The organism is Serratia bockelmannii (assembly GCF_051803255.1).
Taxonomy (GTDB): Bacteria; Pseudomonadota; Gammaproteobacteria; order Enterobacterales; family Enterobacteriaceae; genus Serratia; species Serratia bockelmannii.
This window is the reverse complement of record NZ_CP196512.1, coordinates 1,270,177-1,286,808: the sequence shown is the minus strand read 5'-3', so window position 1 is coordinate 1,286,808 and position 16,632 is coordinate 1,270,177. Positions and strand designations below refer to the sequence as shown.

Below are 16,632 nucleotides of genomic sequence, written 5' to 3'. Positions count from 1 at the left end.
CGCGTTAGATCACCTTTTTACCGTCGCGAGCGTGCTATCTTTTTGCGCAATGACTTCTCCCTGTTCAGCAACGGGCGTATTAAAACGGTAATTGGAAGCGATTACACCCTTGTCGACGCCAAGAAGGAACCGTATGACGGAATTTAACCCTATCGACCATCCGCACCGCCGCTTTAACCCGCTGAGCGGCCAGTGGGTGCTGGTCTCACCGCACCGCGCCAAGCGCCCCTGGCAGGGCCAGCAGGAGACTGTCCCCACGGAAATGCTGCCGGCGCACGATCCCGACTGTTTCCTGTGCCCGGGCAACGCGCGCGTCACCGGCGATCGCAATCCGGAATATCGCGGCACCTATGTCTTTACCAACGATTTCGCCGCACTGATGAGCGATACGCCGCCGGCGCCCGACAGCCACGATCCGCTGATGCGCAGCCAGAGCGCGCGCGGCGTCAGCCGGGTGATCTGCTTCTCTCCCGATCACAGCAAGACTCTGCCCGAACTGACGCTGCCGGCGCTGGAGCAGGTGGTCACCACCTGGCAGGCGCAAACCGAGGAGCTGGGCAAGCACTACCCCTGGGTGCAATTGTTCGAAAACAAAGGCGCGGCGATGGGCTGCTCCAACCCGCACCCGCACGGGCAGGTCTGGGCCAACAGTTTTCTGCCAAACGAGGCCGAGCGCGAAGATCGCCTGCAACACGACTATTTCCGGGAACATGCCTCCCCGCTGCTGCTGGATTATGCGCAGCGCGAGCTGGCCGCAGGCGAACGCATCGTGGTGAACACCGAACACTGGCTGGCGGTGGTGCCCTACTGGGCCGCCTGGCCGTTTGAAACGCTGCTGCTGCCGAAAACGGCGGTGCAGCGCATCACCGATCTCAGCGCGGCGCAGAGCCGCGATCTGGCGCTGGCGCTGAAGAAGCTGACCAGCCGCTACGACAACCTGTTCCAGTGTTCTTTCCCCTATTCGATGGGATGGCACGGCGCGCCGTTCAACGGCGCCGACAACCGACACTGGCAGCTGCACGCCCATTTCTATCCGCCGCTGCTGCGTTCAGCCAGCGTGCGTAAATTTATGGTCGGTTACGAGATGCTGGCGGAAACCCAGCGCGATCTGACCGCCGAACAGGCCGCAGAGCGTTTGCGCGCCGTCAGCGATATTCATTACCGTGAAGCCGGAGCCCAAGCATGAGCCTGAAACCGCTTACCCATTCCCTGTTTACCGAACACTTCGGCTACGCGCCGGCGTTGACCATCCAGGCGCCGGGGCGGGTGAATTTGATCGGCGAGCATACCGATTACAACGACGGCTTCGTGTTGCCCTGCGCCATCGATTACCAAACCGTCATCGCCTGCGCCAAGCGCGACGACCGCCAGATCCGCGTACTGGCCGCCGATTATCAGAATCAGCAGGATCAATTCTCGCTCGACGAGCCGATCGTCAACCACCCCGATCAGCGCTGGTCCGACTATGTGCGCGGCGTGGTGAAACATCTTCAGCGACGCAACCCCGATTTCGGCGGCGCGGATCTGGTGATCGCCGGCAATGTGCCGCAGGGCGCGGGGCTCAGCTCCTCCGCCGCGCTGGAAGTGGCGGTAGGCCAGGCGCTGCAGGCGCTCTATCAGCTGCCGCTGGACGGCGTGGCGCTGGCGCTGAACGGCCAGGAGGCGGAAAACCAGTTCGTCGGCTGCAACTGCGGCATCATGGACCAGCTGATCTCCGCGCTCGGCCGGCGCGACAGCGCTCTGCTGATCGACTGCCGCTCGCTGGAGACCCGTGCGGTGCCGATGCCGGACAGCGTCGCGGTGGTGATCATCAACTCCAATGTGCAGCGCGGGCTGGTGGACAGCGAGTACAACACCCGCCGCAAACAGTGTGAAGAAGCGGCTCGGTTCTTCGGCGTCAAGGCGCTGCGTGACGTCAGCCCGGAACAGTTTGAAGCACGTCAACATCAGTTGGATCCGTTGGTGGCCAAACGCGCGCGCCATGTCATCAGCGAGAATGCCCGCACGCTGGCGGCGGCCGATGCGCTGGCGGCCGGCGATCTGCAACGCATGGGCCGGCTGATGGCGGAGTCCCACGCCTCGATGCGTGACGACTTCGAAATCACCGTGGCGCCAATCGATCGGTTGGTCGAGATTGTCAAAGCGACGATCGGCTCGCGCGGTGGCGTGCGCATGACCGGCGGCGGCTTTGGCGGTTGCATCGTCGCGCTGATGCCACAGGATCTCGTGGAGACGGTGCGTGCCGCCGTGGCGCACGAGTATCCGCGGCAAACCGGCGGATTACAGGAAACGTTCTATGTCTGCCAGGCTTCGCAGGGGGCCGGTACATGCTGACGATGAGCACGGCAGCGGCGCCCGATGGGGAGCCTTATCAGCTGACGCAGCTGCAAAACGCCGCCGGCATGACGGTGACGCTGATGGACTGGGGCGCCACCTGGCTGTCCGCCGTCTTGCCGCTCAAATCCGGTGAAAAACGCGAACTGCTGCTCGGCTGCCGCAGCCCGGCAGACTACCCGCGTCAGGGCGCCTATCTGGGCGCCACCGTCGGCCGTTACGCCAACCGCATCGCCAACGCCAGCCTGCCCATCGATGGGACTCCCCATGCGCTGGCCGCCAATCAGGGCGTCCACCAGCTGCACGGCGGCCCCGACGGTTTTCATGCCCGCCGCTGGCGCCGGGTCCAGCAGGATGCGCAACAGGTCTGCTATGCGCTGCACTCGGCGGAGGGCGATCAGGGTTTCCCCGGCAATCTCGACGTGCAGGTCTGCTACCGTCTGACCCCGGATAATCGTTTGGAAATCAGCTATCTGGCACAGGTCGATCGCCCCTGCCCGGTCAACCTGACCAACCACGCCTATTTCAATCTGGACGGCGCCGGCACCGACGCCCGCGCCCAGCGGCTGCAGCTGTTCGCCGATCGCTATCTGCCCGTCGACGCCGAGGGCATTCCCTGCGCCGATCTGACGCCGGTGGACGACAGCGGCATGGATTTTCGTCAGCCGAAAACGCTGCTGCAGGATTTCCTGCGCGATCGCGACCAGCAGCGGGTAAAAGGCTACGATCACGCATTCTTGCTGCACCGCACCTGCGGCGCGCTGGAGAGCCCGGCAGCCCATTTGTGGTCCGCCGACGGCCAGGTGCAAATGAGCGTGTTCACCGACGCGCCTGCACTGCAACTCTACAGCGGCAATTTTCTGGCCGGCACGCCGGCGCGCGATGGCGGCAGCTACGCCAACCATGCCGGCGTGGCGCTGGAGAGCGAGTTTTTGCCGGACAGCCCGCACCATCCCGAGTGGCCGCAGCCGGACTGCTGGCTGCAACCGGGGAGTCGCTACCGCAGCGCCACGCATTATCAGTTTTATCCTATCTGACCCGCTACGCCCCTCGCCGTGCGGCCGGGGGCAATTTGTTATAAATGCTTACCTTTTAGCGCTATCCCCCTACCGGCGCCCACCTTCCCTTATTCCAAAGCGCGCACTACACTCAGGCTACCGTGATAAGCACAACGCCTTGTGCAACGTCACCATTTTCGGCCGATGGCGGCCAATCAATAGCTGAAGGAACACCTATGCGTCTGATTACTGCACTTACATTGCTGGCGGGCTTAATGCTGAGCACCAATCTGATGGCGGCCGACGCGACGACGGCGACGAAAACGCCTTCTCCGGCGCAGGCCGCCCAACAGAAACGCATGACCGATTGCAACCAGCAGGCATCCACCAAATCGCTGAAAGGCGCCGATCGCTCCACCTTCATGAGCACCTGTCTGAAATCCGAAGGCTCCGCCGCGGCGGGCAAAACCCTGACGCCGCAGCAGCAGAAAATGAAAAGCTGCAACGCCGACGCCAAGACCAAGGATCTGAAGGGCGACGCGCGTAAAACCTTCATGAGCAACTGCCTGAAAAAATCGGCCTGATTTCCCCCACGCCACGGCGCGCCCGGAGCGATTTCGGCGCGCCGTTTCCCCCTCACAGCGCCAGCCTGAACGATTCAGCTTTTTCCTTTCGCCAGCCCTTACTTTGCGGCAAGAAATTGGCTATGGTTAGACACTATCGATTGCCGAGCCCCGGCCCGCGGCAATATAATGATTTTCGTTATCATTGAAATGTCAGATTATTAAGGAGTTAAGCTATGGCTGTAACTAAGCTGGTTCTGGTGCGTCACGGCGAAAGCCAGTGGAACCAAGAAAACCGCTTCACCGGTTGGTATGATGTTGATCTGTCCGACAAGGGCCGCACCGAAGCGAAAGCCGCAGGCAAGCTGTTGAAAGAAGAAGGTTTCACTTTCGACTTCGCTTACACCTCCGTACTGAAGCGCGCGATCCACACCCTGTGGAACATCCTCGACGAGCTGGATCAGGCCTGGTTGCCAACCGAAAAATCCTGGAAGCTGAACGAACGTCACTACGGTGCGCTGCAGGGTCTGAACAAAGCCGAAACCGCTGAAAAATACGGCGACGAGCAGGTGAAGCAATGGCGTCGCGGCTTCGCGGTGACCCCACCTGAGCTGACCAAAGAAGACGAACGTTACCCTGGCCACGATCCGCGCTACGCCTCCCTGACCGAACAAGAGCTGCCGCTGACCGAGAGCCTGGCGCTGACCATCGATCGCGTTATCCCTTACTGGGACGAAGAGATCCTGCCACGCATCAAGAGCGGCGAGCGCGTGATCGTTGCAGCACACGGCAACTCGCTGCGCGCGCTGGTGAAATACCTGGATAACCTGAGCGAAGACGAAATCCTCGAACTGAACATCCCAACCGGCGTGCCGTTGGTGTATGAGTTCGATGAGAACTTCAAGCCAACCAAACGTTACTACCTGGGTAACGCCGACGAAATCGCTGCAAAAGCGGCCGCCGTGGCGAACCAGGGTAAAGCGAAGTAATTTCGCCCGTTAACGAAAAAGCCCCCGGTGAAAACCGGGGGCTTTTTTATTACTGTCGCGGCTGCTGCGCCATCGCCTCATTCACCGCGTCCAGCCGTTCCTGCATCGCCGGATGGGTGCTGAGCCAGGCCGGCAGCGCCCAGTCATCGGTCTTTTCTCGTTCAGGCGCCTGCGCCAACGCGCGATAGATCGCCGCCATTTCCGCCAGCGAACGCCCCTGGCGCTGCATTTCCGCTATCGCAAACGCATCGGCCTCACGCTCCATCCCGCGAGAAAACTGCATCTCATTCACGAAGGACGCGGACTGCAGCAACGTGTCGCCGATGCCGCTGACGTCACCCGTCATCCACATCAGCGTCAACGCCACCAGTGACGAACGCACCAGCATGCGCATCGGATGACGATAAGCGTGATGCCCCATTTCGTGCAGCATCACCGCCGCCAAGCCATCGTCGTTTTTCGACAAAGTGACCAGCTCATCGCTGAGCACCAGCGTGCCGTCTGGCAACATAAAGGCGTTCGGCGCACCGGGCGCCGCCATCAACTTCAGCGACAGCGGCGTGCGCTCCTGGCGCATCTCAGGCGGCGTCACCTGCCGGAACAGCTGTTGCAACGCCTGCTGCCTCTCGACCGGGAGTGCGGAGGGCGCGAAGCCGCTCTGGTCCAAAAACGTCTGTGTATGCTCGCCCAGCGTCTGTTCCACCGAGGTGGGGATGCGCATGGCGATCTCGCTGCTCGCCCACGGCAGCACCACGTAAACGTAAGCCACTACCGCCAGCAGCGTCATCAGCAGCGCTAAGGCAACGCCGCGTTTATGGCGTTCCAGGCGATGTACCCACCCCGGCGAACGGCGCTGATAGAACCAGCGGCGAAAGGCCGCATCGTCATCCGGCACAAAGCGCGCACCGTCGCTAAAGGTGAGCGTCAGCGGAATATTGCCCAGCGCGGCAGAAACGGTGATGTCCGCCAGCGGGATGTAACGCTGTTCATCCTGCCGCTGCAGCGTCACGCCTTCGCCGCTTTCGTTCACCAGTAAACGGGCCGCCTCACGTGCGGCCCGCCCCGGCAATTGATAAGCGCCTTCAAGGATCATCGGCGCCTCAGAAGCTGCCGCCCAGATCCAGCGCCTGCACCGCTTCTTCGGCCACCGCGCTGTTGGCAGTTTCCTGATGCGCAGTAATGTTCAGCAGCGCCAAATCGCCTTCAACCGCCGTGCAGGCCGCCAGATAACGGGCATGGCGCACTTCCGCCACCGGCGCCGCCAAACCGAGCGAGAACAGGGTAATCAGGGTATTGGTGATCAACAATCCCATGTACGGCATCGTTTTCATTGAGGAATGCAGCTTGATGTCGCCGTTCAGCCTTGCCTGGTTAAACAGGTAGTTGCGTTGGGCGACAACCTGGTAACTGCTGGCCACCAGGGCGCCGATCAGCAGCACCACCATCATCAGCAGCAGGCTGCTGATATTGTCCAGCACCAGCACATCAATGGCTTCATTGGTCAACATGCCCATCAACACCATCTGATAGAGGGTAAAGAAGAACGAACCGATGCACACCAGCGCGACCAACATGAACGGCAGGAATATGAGCTGGCCAACCAAGGAAAATTTGATAAAGGCCGATTTCTTCAGTTCGGCAATAAACGGTGTCTTCCCGAAAAACAGGTTATTAACGTACAAGTCATGCTGCAGTGCGCTAATAATGCCGTTTACCGCCGCAAATGCCGGCACGGCCAAAATCAGCGTCAGCACCAGCATAAAAGCAATGGCGTTGATGCTGCCAAGACCGCTGCCAATGCCGAGCAAGACGATCAGACCGACATACAGCCCGATAATCAGCAATAACGGGCAGAACAGTAAAGCCCAATAGGCGCGCCCGGTGCGGCAGACATAATTAAAACGCACGCCGCGATAGCTCGACATAATCGCATTGTAACGCCAGCTGCGGATAACGATCCACGGCAACAGGGCAAGCAACACCAGCAAAGCCAGCAGCCCCAGCAGAGGCGTTATCGCCAGCAAGATATAAAACACGATGATGCCGCCGATCACCAACAGCCGCCCTTTCAGAATTTGCAGCGGTTGTGCATGATAATCGAAACGATCGCCGTCCAATTCCGTGTTGCCGTAAAAATAGCGACGACGACGCACCGTCGCCCAGGCGGAATAGATGCCCAGGGTCAGAGCCGTCAATAACGCGTTGACTAACCAAATAGCGAAGTACTCACCACCTTTCCCATGGAATTTAATCCGGTGCAGCCCCAGCGGCTGCGAGGTATTACTTGTCATAATTCTTTCGTCCTGAAAGGAATAGGTCATACCACTCCCCGCTTATTCGTCATGCGGAGTTTGTGGAATAAAAAAGCGTCTTATATAAGCACAATGCCGAGAGCGGTGACAATTATTCTTTTATTAAATAGGAATAATGCGAAGACGGTCGCTTAATGATTTAATAAGCCTATTAACTGTAGGCCTTAAATTGACAGGAGATATAAAAATTTAAGATAAATAGAAAAGGGCCCGCTGGCGAGCCCTTCTTTACGCGATTAACCGCGGCGCGCTTTCACCGCCGCCGCCAGATCGCGCAGCACGGTTTCGGTATCCTGCCAGCCGATGCAGCCGTCGGTGACGCTCTTGCCGTAAACCAGCGGTTCGCCGCTTTCGAGGCTCTGGTTGCCTTCCACCAGATGGCTTTCGATCATCACGCCGATAATCGCTTTTTCACCGCCGCCAATTTGCCCGCAAACATCGGCGCTCACGTCCATCTGCTTTTTGAACTGTTTGCTGCTGTTGGCATGGCTGAAGTCGATCATCACCTGCGCCGGCAGCCCGGCTTTGCTCAGACCGGCTTTGACGTCCTTCACGTGCGCCGCGCTGTAGTTCGGCTCTTTGCCGCCGCGCAGGATAATGTGGCAGTCGCCGTTGCCGCTGGTGTTAACAATCGCCGAGTGGCCCCATTTAGTCACCGAGAGGAAGCAGTGCGGCGCGCCGGCGGCGTTGATAGCGTCGATCGCCACCTTGATGGTGCCGTCGGTGCCATTCTTGAAGCCAACCGGGCAAGAGAGGCCGGAAGCCAGTTCACGGTGCACCTGCGATTCCGTGGTGCGCGCGCCGATGGCACCCCAGCTCATCAGATCCGCCAGGTACTGCGGCGTGATCATGTCGAGGAATTCGCCGGCGGCCGGCAGGCCGCTGTCGTTAATCTCCACCAGCAGCTTGCGCGCCAGGCGCAGGCCGTCGTTGATGTTGAAGCTGTTGTCCATTTGCGGATCGTTGATCAGGCCTTTCCAGCCCACGGTGGTGCGCGGTTTTTCGAAGTACACGCGCATCACCACTTCCAGCTCGCCGCTCAGTTCTTCACGCAGCGCCAGCAGGCGCCCCGCGTACTCTTTGGCGGCTTGGGTATCATGGATGGAGCAAGGGCCAATCACCACCAGCAGGCGATCGTCGCTGCCGCGGAGGATATTGTGAATTGCGCTGCGGGCCTGGGACACCGTCTTTGCCGCGCGTTCAGTGGCCGGGAATTTCTCCAGCAAAGCCACCGGCGGCAGGAGTTCCTTAATATCATTAATGCGTAAATCGTCGTTTTGGTAATTCATAGCTTTTCCATTCGGTATCGTGGGGTATTTCGCAGTGCGTAACGGTGTAGATCCCAACAATCTAGCCTGTGAGAATGGCGCTGTAAATCACCTTTGCCCCCCACCGCTGGAACCGCCAAATTAACAGCAGATTGTGCTGTTTCATCTGGCGAGCGCAGAGCCTCCTTTTTCGCTATGCTAGCGATCAGAATATAAAGTGACCCGAGTTGAACATGCCCTCTCTGCTATTAGTTGATGACCACCCGGTGGTTCATGTCGCACTGGAAGCGGCGCTAATGAAATCATCCCGCCCCTACCGCCTGCAGGCGGCACAGGATGACGTACAGGCGCTGGCCCTGCTGGCCGAGGCCGCTTTTGGCCTGGTGATCCTGGATATCGGCCTGCCGCAGGCCGACGGGCTGCAGCTGTTGAAAAAAATCCGCCGCCGCTATCCGCAACAAAAAATCCTGATCTATACCGCGCAGGAAGCCGATGTCTATGCGCGCATGGCGCATGCCGCCGGCGCCGACGGTTTCGTCAATAAAGGCAGCTCGCTGGCGGAGTTGGTGCAGGCGATCGAGCAGGTGCTGGACGGTGAAACCCGCTTCCCCGCCGCCGCGCTGGCCGAAGAGCCGCCGACGGCGGACGGCGGGCAGCTCACCCCTAAGGAGCTCGAGGTGCTGGGCTTGCTGAGCCAGGGGCTGTCCAACCTGCAGATCGCCGACCGGCTGCACATCAGCAACAAGACCGTCAGCACGCACAAAAAAAACATCCAGCGTAAAACCGGCGCCGGCAACCTGCTGGAGCTGGTGGCGGTGTTTAAAGAGCTGGCGCCATGATGCGCCGCGCCCTGCTGCTGCTGATCCTGTGGTGCGGCCTGGCGCAGGCGGCGGAGCCGGTGCGCTATCAGTTGGTCAGCAACCTGAATACCCCCGAGAACATGCTGATCGTCGGCGAGAAAAATCCCTGGCGCGATCGCACGCTGCGCGTCGGCATCATCAGTGAGAACACCAGCCCATACAACATCATCGTGGACGACGATCTGTATGGGCTGAACGCCGACTACCTCGGCTATATTCAGCAGGTGACCGGCATCCGCTTCGCCATTTACGGCTTCGCCGACCTGACGCAGCTGGAGCAGGCGCTGCACGACGGCAAGGTCGATCTGCTGTACGGCATCCCGCAGAGTGAAGCGCTGCACGGGCTGGAGATCTCTCAGCCCTACTACGTCAGCAATCTGCGCGTATTGCGCGATCGCAGCAACGATCGGCCGGTGATGCTCAATTCCGCCAACGCCCGCGTCGCGATCGGCGCGCTGACCGACATGCAGTCCGGCGGCGCCCTGCAGGCGGTGGCATCGCAGATCCAGCGCTACGACAACAACCTGCAGGCGGTCTATTCGCTGCTCAACGGCAGCAGCGACTACTTTATCGCCGACGAGGCCAGCGCCAGCTTTATCATCGACCAGCTGCAGCTCGGCCAGCTCTATCAGATTGAAAGCAACGAGAACCTGGGCAACCTCTCCTTCGTGTTCGCCGCCGCCGATCCGCGCCTGATAGACACGCTGGACACCGCCATCGCCGACGCGCCGATGGAGCTGATGAATGCCCTGCAGAGCCGCTGGAGCAAAAAGATCCCCAGCTACCTCGACACCGGCAATGCCGATCTGACGGCGATGGAGAAAAACTGGGTGGCGAGCCACCGCGTGGTTTACTACGCCGCCATCGAGAACAACTTCCCGTTCGCCTACCGCGGCTCCGACGGCCAGCCGCGTGGCTACGCCATCGACATTCTCAACATCATCGCGCAAAACACCGGACTGCGTTTCGCGCCGCTGTGGGCGCGCAACGCCGAGCAGGCCGATGAGCTGGTGCAGTCCGGCCAGGCCAGCTTCCGCGCCGCCCTGCCGCTGGCGCGCGGCGTCAAGGCGCGCTACGGCGCCAGCATGCCGATCCACCGTTCGCTGTGGGGCGTTTACGTCGGCCAATACGCCAACGGAATCTCAACCTGGAGCGATTTGGCCGGTAAGCGCATCGGCGTGCTGCAGGGCGATTTGGCGCAGGGGCTGGTACCGGAACAGGAGCAGACCGTCAGCTTCGCCGACAGCAAGTCGATGTACGACGCGCTGGCCAACGGCCAGTTGGATGCGCTGGTGGATAACGTCATTTCCGCCAACTTTTTGGCGCTGTCGCGCTATTCCGGCGCCATCAAACTGGCCTTCGCCGCCAACAATATCCCCTATCCGGTGGCCTTCGGCGTGCGTCGCGATCAGACGCTGCTACTGGCAATCCTCGATAAGAACCTGATGCAGATCCCGGCGGACACCCTGCAATCGCTGCGCGACGAGTGGATCGTCGATCGCAGCAACCTGATCGATGCGGTGAACGATAACCGCATGCCACCGCAGACTACCTGGCTGCTGGCGCTGCTGGCCGCCGCCACCGTGCTGCTGTTGGCGCTGACGCTGCGCCGTTTCATGCTGCAGCGCCGTGAAAAACGCGAACGCGAAGAGCTCGAGCAGGCGCGCCGCCGCGCCGAAGCGGAAAACCGCATGAAGAGCAAATTCCTCGCCACCGTCAGCCACGAGTTGCGCACGCCGATGCACGCCATCCTCGGCCTGCTGGAACTGGAGCTCAAACGCCAACCCGCGCAGGAAGGCCTGCCGGTGATATACAGCTCGGCCTCTTCGCTGCTCAACCTGCTCAACGACCTGCAGGATCACGCTCGGCTGGAAACCGGTTCGCTGACGCTGGCGCCGAAACCGGTGGCGCTGCGCCCCTGGGTCGCGCGCATCGACGCCCTCTACCGGCCGCTGATCGGCGAACGGCCGTTGACGCTGAGCGTAGTGGCGGATCCGGCGCTGCCGGAGGCGGTGATTATTGATGGTGAGCGTTTACTTCAGGTGGCTAATAACTTGATAAACAACGCGATAAAGTTCACGCCGCGCGGCACCATTCAGGTCGAGGTCGGCTGGCACGCGCAGGATGAGCGGCAGGGGGAATTGCATCTGACGGTGAACGACAGCGGCTGCGGCATCGCCGCCGATGAGATAGGCAAGCTGTTCCAACCGTTTTACCGTGCACGCGGCGCGCAACGCATCTCGGTGCAGGGCACCGGTTTGGGGCTGTCGATCTGCAAAGAAATCGTCGAACAGATGGGCGGCCGTATCGAACTGCACTCGCAGCCGGGCGTCGGTACCCGTGTCAAGGTCGCGATACCGGTCGAGCTGAGCGGCGCGCTGCCGGCTGTCGCCCCGGCAGAGCGCACTTTTGATCTGCCGTCTTCCGCCTTACGTACCGCGCTGATCGACGATCATCCCACCAATCTGTTGCTGATGGAACGCCAGCTGCGCCACTTCGGATTACAGCCGGCCCGCTTCGAACAAGGCTATGCGCTGCTGAAGGCCCAGCGCCGACAGCCGTTCGATCTGCTGTTTATCGACTATAACATGCCGCGCCCGGACGGCCTGACGCTGGCCAGACTGATCCGACGCGACGAACAGCGGCTGCAGCGCCCGCCTTGCCGCATCGTGCTCTGCTCGGCAGACGTGCAGGAGTTTACCCGCATCCCGCCGGGGCTGGTGGCGATCGACCACTTCCTGACCAAACCGATTTCACTGGCGGCGATCGGCCAGGTATTGGCTCAACAGCCGCAGGCTCAGGAAGAAAAGTCAGTCCTTACTGACCTGCGGCAAACGCTGGCCGAAATGGCGGGTGGCGATCGCGCCATGCTGCAGCGGCTGGCGCAGACGCTCGGCGATACGCTGCGGCAAGACCGGCAGCGGCTCGCGGACGCCGTCGACGCGCACGACTGGCCGCGCCTGGAGCAGGCGGCGCACCGCATCAAGGGCAGCCTGCTGATGCTGCAGCTGCCGGAAGCCGCGCAGCTGTGCCAGCAGCTGGTGGATACCGCACGTCGGGGCGAGCTTGCCGCCGCCGCTTATACTAAATTAAAGGCGTTAGTGGCGCAGATAGAACCGGAGCTGGACGCTCTGCTCGCCGCCGCCCCCTCTTTCGCTATGCATAAGGATGAATAATGTCGGACACTCCACACGTACACCTGCCGAAAGACAGTAATAGTAAACGCCTACTGACCGCTTTTTTAGTCACCGCGGTCTTTATGGTGGCCGAGGTGGTCGGCGGCCTGTTGTCCGGCTCGCTGGCGCTGTTAGCCGATGCCGGGCACATGCTGACCGATGCCGCCGCGCTGTTGGTGGCGCTGATGGCGGTGCACTTTTCCCAGCGCAAGCCCAACGCGCGCCACACCTTCGGCTATCTGCGCCTGACCACCCTGGCGGCCTTCCTCAACGCCGCGGCGCTGCTGGTGATCGTGGTATTCATCCTGTGGGAGGCGATACGGCGTTTCTTCGAACCACAGCCGGTGATGGGTACTCCGATGCTGATCATCGCCATAGCGGGGCTGCTGGCGAACCTGTTCGCCTTCTGGCTGCTGCATCGCGGCAGCGAAGAGAAAAATATCAACGTGAGGGCGGCCGCGCTGCATGTGTTGGGCGACCTGCTCGGCTCGGTGGGCGCCATCGTCGCCGCCATCGTCATTCTCGCCACCGGCTGGACGCCGATTGACCCGATCCTGTCGGTGCTGGTCTCCTGCCTGGTACTGCGCAGCGCCTGGCGGCTGCTGAAGGAGAGCTTCCACGAGCTGCTGGAAGGCACGCCGCAGGAGGTCGACATCGCCAAGCTGCAAAAAGACCTGTGCCTGAATATCCCGGAAGTGCGCAACATCCACCACGTACACGTCTGGCAGATTGGCGACCAGAAGCTGATGACGCTGCATGCGCAGGTGATCCCGCCGCATGACCACGATGGGCTGTTGCAACGCATTCAGGCTTATCTGTTGGAACACTACAAAATTGGCCACGTGACCATTCAGATGGAATACCAGCACTGCGAGACGCCGGACTGCGGTATCAACCGGGCGCCGGAGCCGAGTGAACACTCACATGCCGAAGCGCATTCCCATCTGGGACATCGCCACTAAGCCAAGAGGGCGCCACCACGGCGCCCTCTGCGTTGTTACGGTGCGGAAGAGAGCGGATTGGAACGGTTGCGCCCAGCGCTCTTGATCCACAGCCAGGAGCCGTTCAGGGCGATCAGCGTCAGAATGACGTACTCCAGCGCCATCGCGTACACCCCTTGGTAGGCGAAGATCGCCACGCTGATGACATCAATAACCACCCACAGCAGCCAGTTTTCCACGTATTTGCGCGTCATCAGGATCATCGCCACGATGGAGAGCACCATCATCGCCGAATCCCAGAACGGGAAGGCGTCCGGCTGCAGCGTCGGCATCTGTACGTTCAGCCCCAGCCCTTGCATCACCGCCACCGCAACCTGCGTCAGCCAGGCGAACACGCGGTCGATGTTGAAGGTCATCAGGCCGATGCCGATGACGCAGACCGCCGCCCAGGCCAACGCTTTCGGCAGCGGCAGCCAGCGGATCTGCAGCTCGGCCTGATTATCCTGGGTCTGGCGGCTCCAGGCATACCAACCGTAAATATTGGCGCCGAAGAAAAACAGCTGCAGCAGCAGGCTGGCGTACAGCTGGATCTGGAAGAAAATCACCGCGAACAGCGTGACGTTGATCAGGCCGAACAGGTAGTTGATGATTTTTTCCTTGCTGGCGTACCAGATGCACAGCAACCCGAACAATGTGCCGATAGCTTCGATCCACGACAGATCGTAACCGCCTGCACCAAGCGGAATGTGCACCAGAATATTGCTGGTACTGAAGAAGCTCATGAAGTCATCCTTTTAAACGGTTAAGCGTTGCCTTTAACCTGCATCTTAAGCTGAGCGGCGAAATCCAGCATGCGATTCAGCGGCACCAGCGCCTTCTCACGCAGCGCGGCGTCCACGTGGATCTCATGCTGCGCGCCCCCCTGCTCCAGCCCTTCGGCAATTGCCTTCAGGCCATTCATCGCCATCCACGGGCAATGCGCGCAGCTGCGGCAGGTCGCGCCTTCTCCGGCGGTCGGTGCTTCGAATAACTCTTTGTCCGGGCAGGCCTGCTGCATCTTGTAAAAGATACCGCGATCGGTGGCGACAATCAGCTGTTGATGCGGCAATGTTTTCGCCGCCTGGATCAGTTGGCTGGTAGAGCCCACCGCATCCGCCAGCTCGACCACCGCCTGAGGCGATTCGGGATGCACCAGGATCGCCGCCTGCGGATAAAGCGCCTTCATGCGCCGCAGCGCCTGGGTCTTGAACTCGTCATGGACAATGCAGGCGCCTTGCCAACACAACACGTCAGCGCCGGTCTGCTTCTGCACGTAGCTGCCGAGATGACGATCCGGCGCCCAGATGATCTTCTCGCCCAGGCTATCCAGATGCTCGATCAATTCGACGGCGATGCTGGAGGTCACCACCCAGTCAGCGCGCGCTTTGACCGCCGCCGAAGTGTTCGCATAGACCACCACGGTGCGATCGGGATGGCTGTCGCAAAACGCATGAAACTCCTCTTCCGGGCAGCCCAGATCCAGCGAACATTCGGCAAACAGCGTCGGCATCAGCACCTGCTTTTCCGGGCTGAGGATTTTGGCGGTTTCCCCCATGAAACGCACGCCGGCCACCAACAGCGTGGAAGCCGGATGGGCGCTGCCGAAGCGCGCCATTTCCAGCGAATCCGCCACGCAGCCGCCGGTTTCTTCCGCCAGCGCCTGGATTTCCGGATCGGTATAATAGTGGGCGACCATCACCGCATTGCGCTGCTTGAGCAGGGTTTTGATCTTCTCGCGATAAAAGGCTTTTTCGGCTACGTCCAGCGGTACCGGTTTAGGCGGGAAGGGATACACCGCCGCATTGACATCAAACATTTCACTCATCGCTGCAATCTCATGCTAGGCTGGGCGCCTGCCGCGTGAATATCGCCTACCGCAACGCCCTTCGTTTTATATACTAAACAAAATACCTAAAATCGCGCGAAAAGTCCGCTGATATTTTCAATTTTGCGCACTCAATGTTTAATAGATTAAAAACATAGGCATTAACCGCGCAGTTCACAGCGGATTAACAGCCTGAGGAGAACGTATAGCCGTTCAGAAAAGAGCGGGATGATAGTCGGTGTCGTGTTGAAACGAGAAAGCAGCGGATTCAGATTGCGGTGATGCGGATACGAAAAAAGCGCCCAAAGGCGCTTTTTTCTGAATGGGTGGGTCGTGCAGGATTGATTCGGCCTTTGGCCTCACCCTACGGGCAACGCTGCGCGTTGTCATATCGCTACGCGATGCTCGAACCTGAGCGCAGGATCTCACCCGCACGACTCAGTGGGCTATATCAGCAAGAAGATAAAGGTAGAGTCAGGTGGGCGCAGATGCGAAAAAAGCGCCAAAAGGCGCTTTTTTCTGAATTGGTGGGTCGTGCAGGATTGATTCGGCCTGTGACCTCACCCTACGGGCAACGCTGCGCGTTGTCGTATCGCTGCTGCGCGATGCTCGAACCTGAACGCAGGATCTCACCCGCACGACTCAGAAGGCTATGTCAGCAAGAAGATAAAGGTAGAGTCAGGTGGCGCAGATGCGAAAAAAGCGCCAAAAGGCGCTTTTTTCTGAATTGGTGGGTCGTGCAGGATTGATTCGGCCTGTGGCCTCACCCTACGGGCAACGCTGCGCGTTGTCGTATCGCTGCGCGATGCTCGAACCTGAACGCAGGATCTCACCCGCACGACTCAGAGGGCTATGTCAGCAAGAAGATAAAGGTAGAGTCAGGTGGCGCAGATGCGAAAAAAGCGCCAAAAGGCGCTTTTTTCTGAATTGGTGGGTCGTGCAGGATTCGAACCTGCGACCAATTGATTAAAAGTCAACTGCTCTACCAACTGAGCTAACGACCCGCAGTGTGGTGGGTGATGACGGGCTCGAACCGCCGACCCCCTCCGTGTAAAGGAGATGCTCTACCAACTGAGCTAATCACCCACTGCTGTGGTACTGCTATTTTCACTCTCAAAGAGTGGTGGGTCGTGCAGGATTCGAACCTGCGACCAATTGATTAAAAGTCAACTGCTCTACCAACTGAGCTAACGACCCACTGATGTGGTTTACTGCTGATGGCGAATAGGTTATTGGAACCGACTCGCGGAAAACAAGGATGGGGATGTTCAGGACAACTCGACGGGTACTCGACTCGGACCTTTACTTGCCACATCAAACCGATTCT

At 60.1% G+C, this 16,632-nt stretch carries 13 protein-coding genes, 3 tRNA genes and 3 other RNA genes; 8 read left to right on the top strand and 11 right to left on the bottom strand.

Annotated elements, in window-relative coordinates:
• The first annotated feature begins 133 nt into the window (after positions 1-133).
• The 5 genes from galT (at position 134) to gpmA (ending at position 4,884) form a co-directional block, all read left to right on the top strand.
• On the top strand, positions 134-1,186 hold the full coding sequence (galT, locus tag ACSJLU_RS06145; protein WP_043136628.1) for a galactose-1-phosphate uridylyltransferase: 1,053 nt from the start codon (positions 134-136) through the stop codon (positions 1,184-1,186).
• Positions 1,183-2,334, top strand: a complete 1,152-nt coding sequence (galK, locus tag ACSJLU_RS06140) for a galactokinase (RefSeq protein ID WP_025301898.1) — start codon at positions 1,183-1,185, stop codon at positions 2,332-2,334. Before galT ends, galK begins: the two co-directional genes overlap by 4 nt.
• A complete protein-coding gene (galM, locus tag ACSJLU_RS06135) occupies positions 2,328-3,371 on the top strand; it encodes a galactose-1-epimerase (RefSeq protein WP_025301897.1) in 1,044 nt (347 codons plus the stop codon). Before galK ends, galM begins: the two co-directional genes overlap by 7 nt.
• Before the next feature lie 197 nt (positions 3,372-3,568).
• Complete coding sequence (locus ACSJLU_RS06130) at positions 3,569-3,916, top strand: PsiF family protein (protein WP_127146241.1); 348 nt, start codon at positions 3,569-3,571, stop codon at positions 3,914-3,916.
• A gap of 215 nt (positions 3,917-4,131) precedes the next feature.
• Entirely contained in the window at positions 4,132-4,884 is a 753-nt protein-coding gene (gene gpmA, locus ACSJLU_RS06125) for a 2,3-diphosphoglycerate-dependent phosphoglycerate mutase (RefSeq protein ID WP_004939834.1), read from the top strand.
• A 49-nt stretch (positions 4,885-4,933) separates the two neighbouring features.
• Here gpmA and ACSJLU_RS06120 read toward each other — a convergent pair whose 3' ends face one another.
• The 3 genes from ACSJLU_RS06120 to aroG all read right to left on the bottom strand — a co-directional run bounded on the left by ACSJLU_RS06120 (position 4,934) and on the right by aroG (position 8,485).
• A complete protein-coding gene (locus ACSJLU_RS06120; RefSeq protein WP_141997481.1) occupies positions 4,934-5,977 on the bottom strand; it encodes a M48 family metallopeptidase in 1,044 nt (347 codons plus the stop codon).
• Positions 5,978-5,984: 7 nt separating this feature from the next.
• Positions 5,985-7,175 carry a YjgN family protein gene (locus tag ACSJLU_RS06115; RefSeq protein ID WP_380825664.1) on the bottom strand — a complete coding sequence of 397 codons (1,191 nt, stop codon included), beginning with the start codon at positions 7,173-7,175 and terminating at the stop codon, positions 5,985-5,987.
• Positions 7,176-7,432: 257 nt separating this feature from the next.
• On the bottom strand, positions 7,433-8,485 hold the full coding sequence (aroG, locus tag ACSJLU_RS06110; RefSeq protein ID WP_025301893.1) for a 3-deoxy-7-phosphoheptulonate synthase AroG: 1,053 nt from the start codon (positions 8,483-8,485) through the stop codon (positions 7,433-7,435).
• Between the two features lie 212 nt (positions 8,486-8,697).
• Here aroG and ACSJLU_RS06105 point away from each other — a divergent pair, with 212 nt between their 5' ends.
• The 3 genes from ACSJLU_RS06105 to zitB are packed head-to-tail and all read left to right on the top strand — an operon-like array spanning position 8,698 to position 13,462.
• The gene (locus ACSJLU_RS06105) at positions 8,698-9,303 is read left to right on the top strand and encodes a response regulator transcription factor (protein ID WP_025301892.1); all 606 of its coding nucleotides are present in this window, start codon (positions 8,698-8,700) and stop codon (positions 9,301-9,303) included.
• Complete coding sequence (locus ACSJLU_RS06100) at positions 9,300-12,500, top strand: ATP-binding protein (RefSeq protein WP_141997479.1); 3,201 nt, start codon at positions 9,300-9,302, stop codon at positions 12,498-12,500. The genes ACSJLU_RS06105 and ACSJLU_RS06100 overlap by 4 nt, the downstream gene beginning before the upstream one ends.
• Positions 12,500-13,462, top strand: a complete 963-nt coding sequence (gene zitB, locus ACSJLU_RS06095; protein ID WP_025301890.1) for a CDF family zinc transporter ZitB — start codon at positions 12,500-12,502, stop codon at positions 13,460-13,462. Before ACSJLU_RS06100 ends, zitB begins: the two co-directional genes overlap by 1 nt.
• Before the next feature lie 35 nt (positions 13,463-13,497).
• Here zitB and pnuC read toward each other — a convergent pair whose 3' ends face one another.
• The 8 genes from pnuC to ACSJLU_RS06055 form a co-directional block, all read right to left on the bottom strand.
• Positions 13,498-14,223 carry a nicotinamide riboside transporter PnuC gene (gene pnuC / locus ACSJLU_RS06090; protein WP_025301889.1) on the bottom strand — a complete coding sequence of 242 codons (726 nt, stop codon included), beginning with the start codon at positions 14,221-14,223 and terminating at the stop codon, positions 13,498-13,500.
• 20 nt (positions 14,224-14,243) lie between these two features.
• Positions 14,244-15,305, bottom strand: coding sequence for a quinolinate synthase NadA (gene nadA, locus ACSJLU_RS06085; protein ID WP_015376982.1), 1,062 nt, complete (start codon positions 15,303-15,305; stop codon positions 14,244-14,246).
• A gap of 324 nt (positions 15,306-15,629) precedes the next feature.
• Positions 15,630-15,754, bottom strand: a non-coding RNA gene (locus ACSJLU_RS06080) — RtT sRNA.
• Positions 15,755-15,830: 76 nt separating this feature from the next.
• Positions 15,831-15,958, bottom strand: a non-coding RNA gene (locus ACSJLU_RS06075) — RtT sRNA.
• A 75-nt stretch (positions 15,959-16,033) separates the two neighbouring features.
• A non-coding RNA gene (locus ACSJLU_RS06070) (RtT sRNA) lies at positions 16,034-16,158 on the bottom strand.
• Between the two features lie 75 nt (positions 16,159-16,233).
• A tRNA-Lys gene (locus ACSJLU_RS06065) sits at positions 16,234-16,309 on the bottom strand.
• A 6-nt stretch (positions 16,310-16,315) separates the two neighbouring features.
• A tRNA-Val gene (locus tag ACSJLU_RS06060) sits at positions 16,316-16,391 on the bottom strand.
• Between the two features lie 35 nt (positions 16,392-16,426).
• Positions 16,427-16,502, bottom strand: a tRNA-Lys gene (locus ACSJLU_RS06055).
• Positions 16,503-16,632: the final 130 nt, after the last annotated feature.

Excerpts from the sequence above, each read along its gene's own strand:
- galM (WP_025301897.1), top strand. The coding sequence starts at position 2,328 with ATGCTGACGATGAGCACGGCAGCGGCGCCCGATGGGGAGCCTTATCAG.
- galT (WP_043136628.1), top strand. The coding sequence starts at position 134 with ATGACGGAATTTAACCCTATCGACCATCCGCACCGCCGCTTTAACCCG.
- aroG (WP_025301893.1), bottom strand. The coding sequence starts at position 8,485 with ATGAATTACCAAAACGACGATTTACGCATTAATGATATTAAGGAACTC.
- ACSJLU_RS06120 (WP_141997481.1), bottom strand. The coding sequence starts at position 5,977 with ATGATCCTTGAAGGCGCTTATCAATTGCCGGGGCGGGCCGCACGTGAG.
- ACSJLU_RS06105 (WP_025301892.1), top strand. The coding sequence starts at position 8,698 with ATGCCCTCTCTGCTATTAGTTGATGACCACCCGGTGGTTCATGTCGCA.
- zitB (WP_025301890.1), top strand. The coding sequence starts at position 12,500 with ATGTCGGACACTCCACACGTACACCTGCCGAAAGACAGTAATAGTAAA.
- nadA (WP_015376982.1), bottom strand. The coding sequence starts at position 15,305 with ATGAGTGAAATGTTTGATGTCAATGCGGCGGTGTATCCCTTCCCGCCT.
- ACSJLU_RS06100 (WP_141997479.1), top strand. The coding sequence starts at position 9,300 with ATGATGCGCCGCGCCCTGCTGCTGCTGATCCTGTGGTGCGGCCTGGCG.
- pnuC (WP_025301889.1), bottom strand. The coding sequence starts at position 14,223 with ATGAGCTTCTTCAGTACCAGCAATATTCTGGTGCACATTCCGCTTGGT.
- gpmA (WP_004939834.1), top strand. The coding sequence starts at position 4,132 with ATGGCTGTAACTAAGCTGGTTCTGGTGCGTCACGGCGAAAGCCAGTGG.
- ACSJLU_RS06115 (WP_380825664.1), bottom strand. The coding sequence starts at position 7,175 with ATGACAAGTAATACCTCGCAGCCGCTGGGGCTGCACCGGATTAAATTC.
- galK (WP_025301898.1), top strand. The coding sequence starts at position 1,183 with ATGAGCCTGAAACCGCTTACCCATTCCCTGTTTACCGAACACTTCGGC.
- ACSJLU_RS06130 (WP_127146241.1), top strand. The coding sequence starts at position 3,569 with ATGCGTCTGATTACTGCACTTACATTGCTGGCGGGCTTAATGCTGAGC.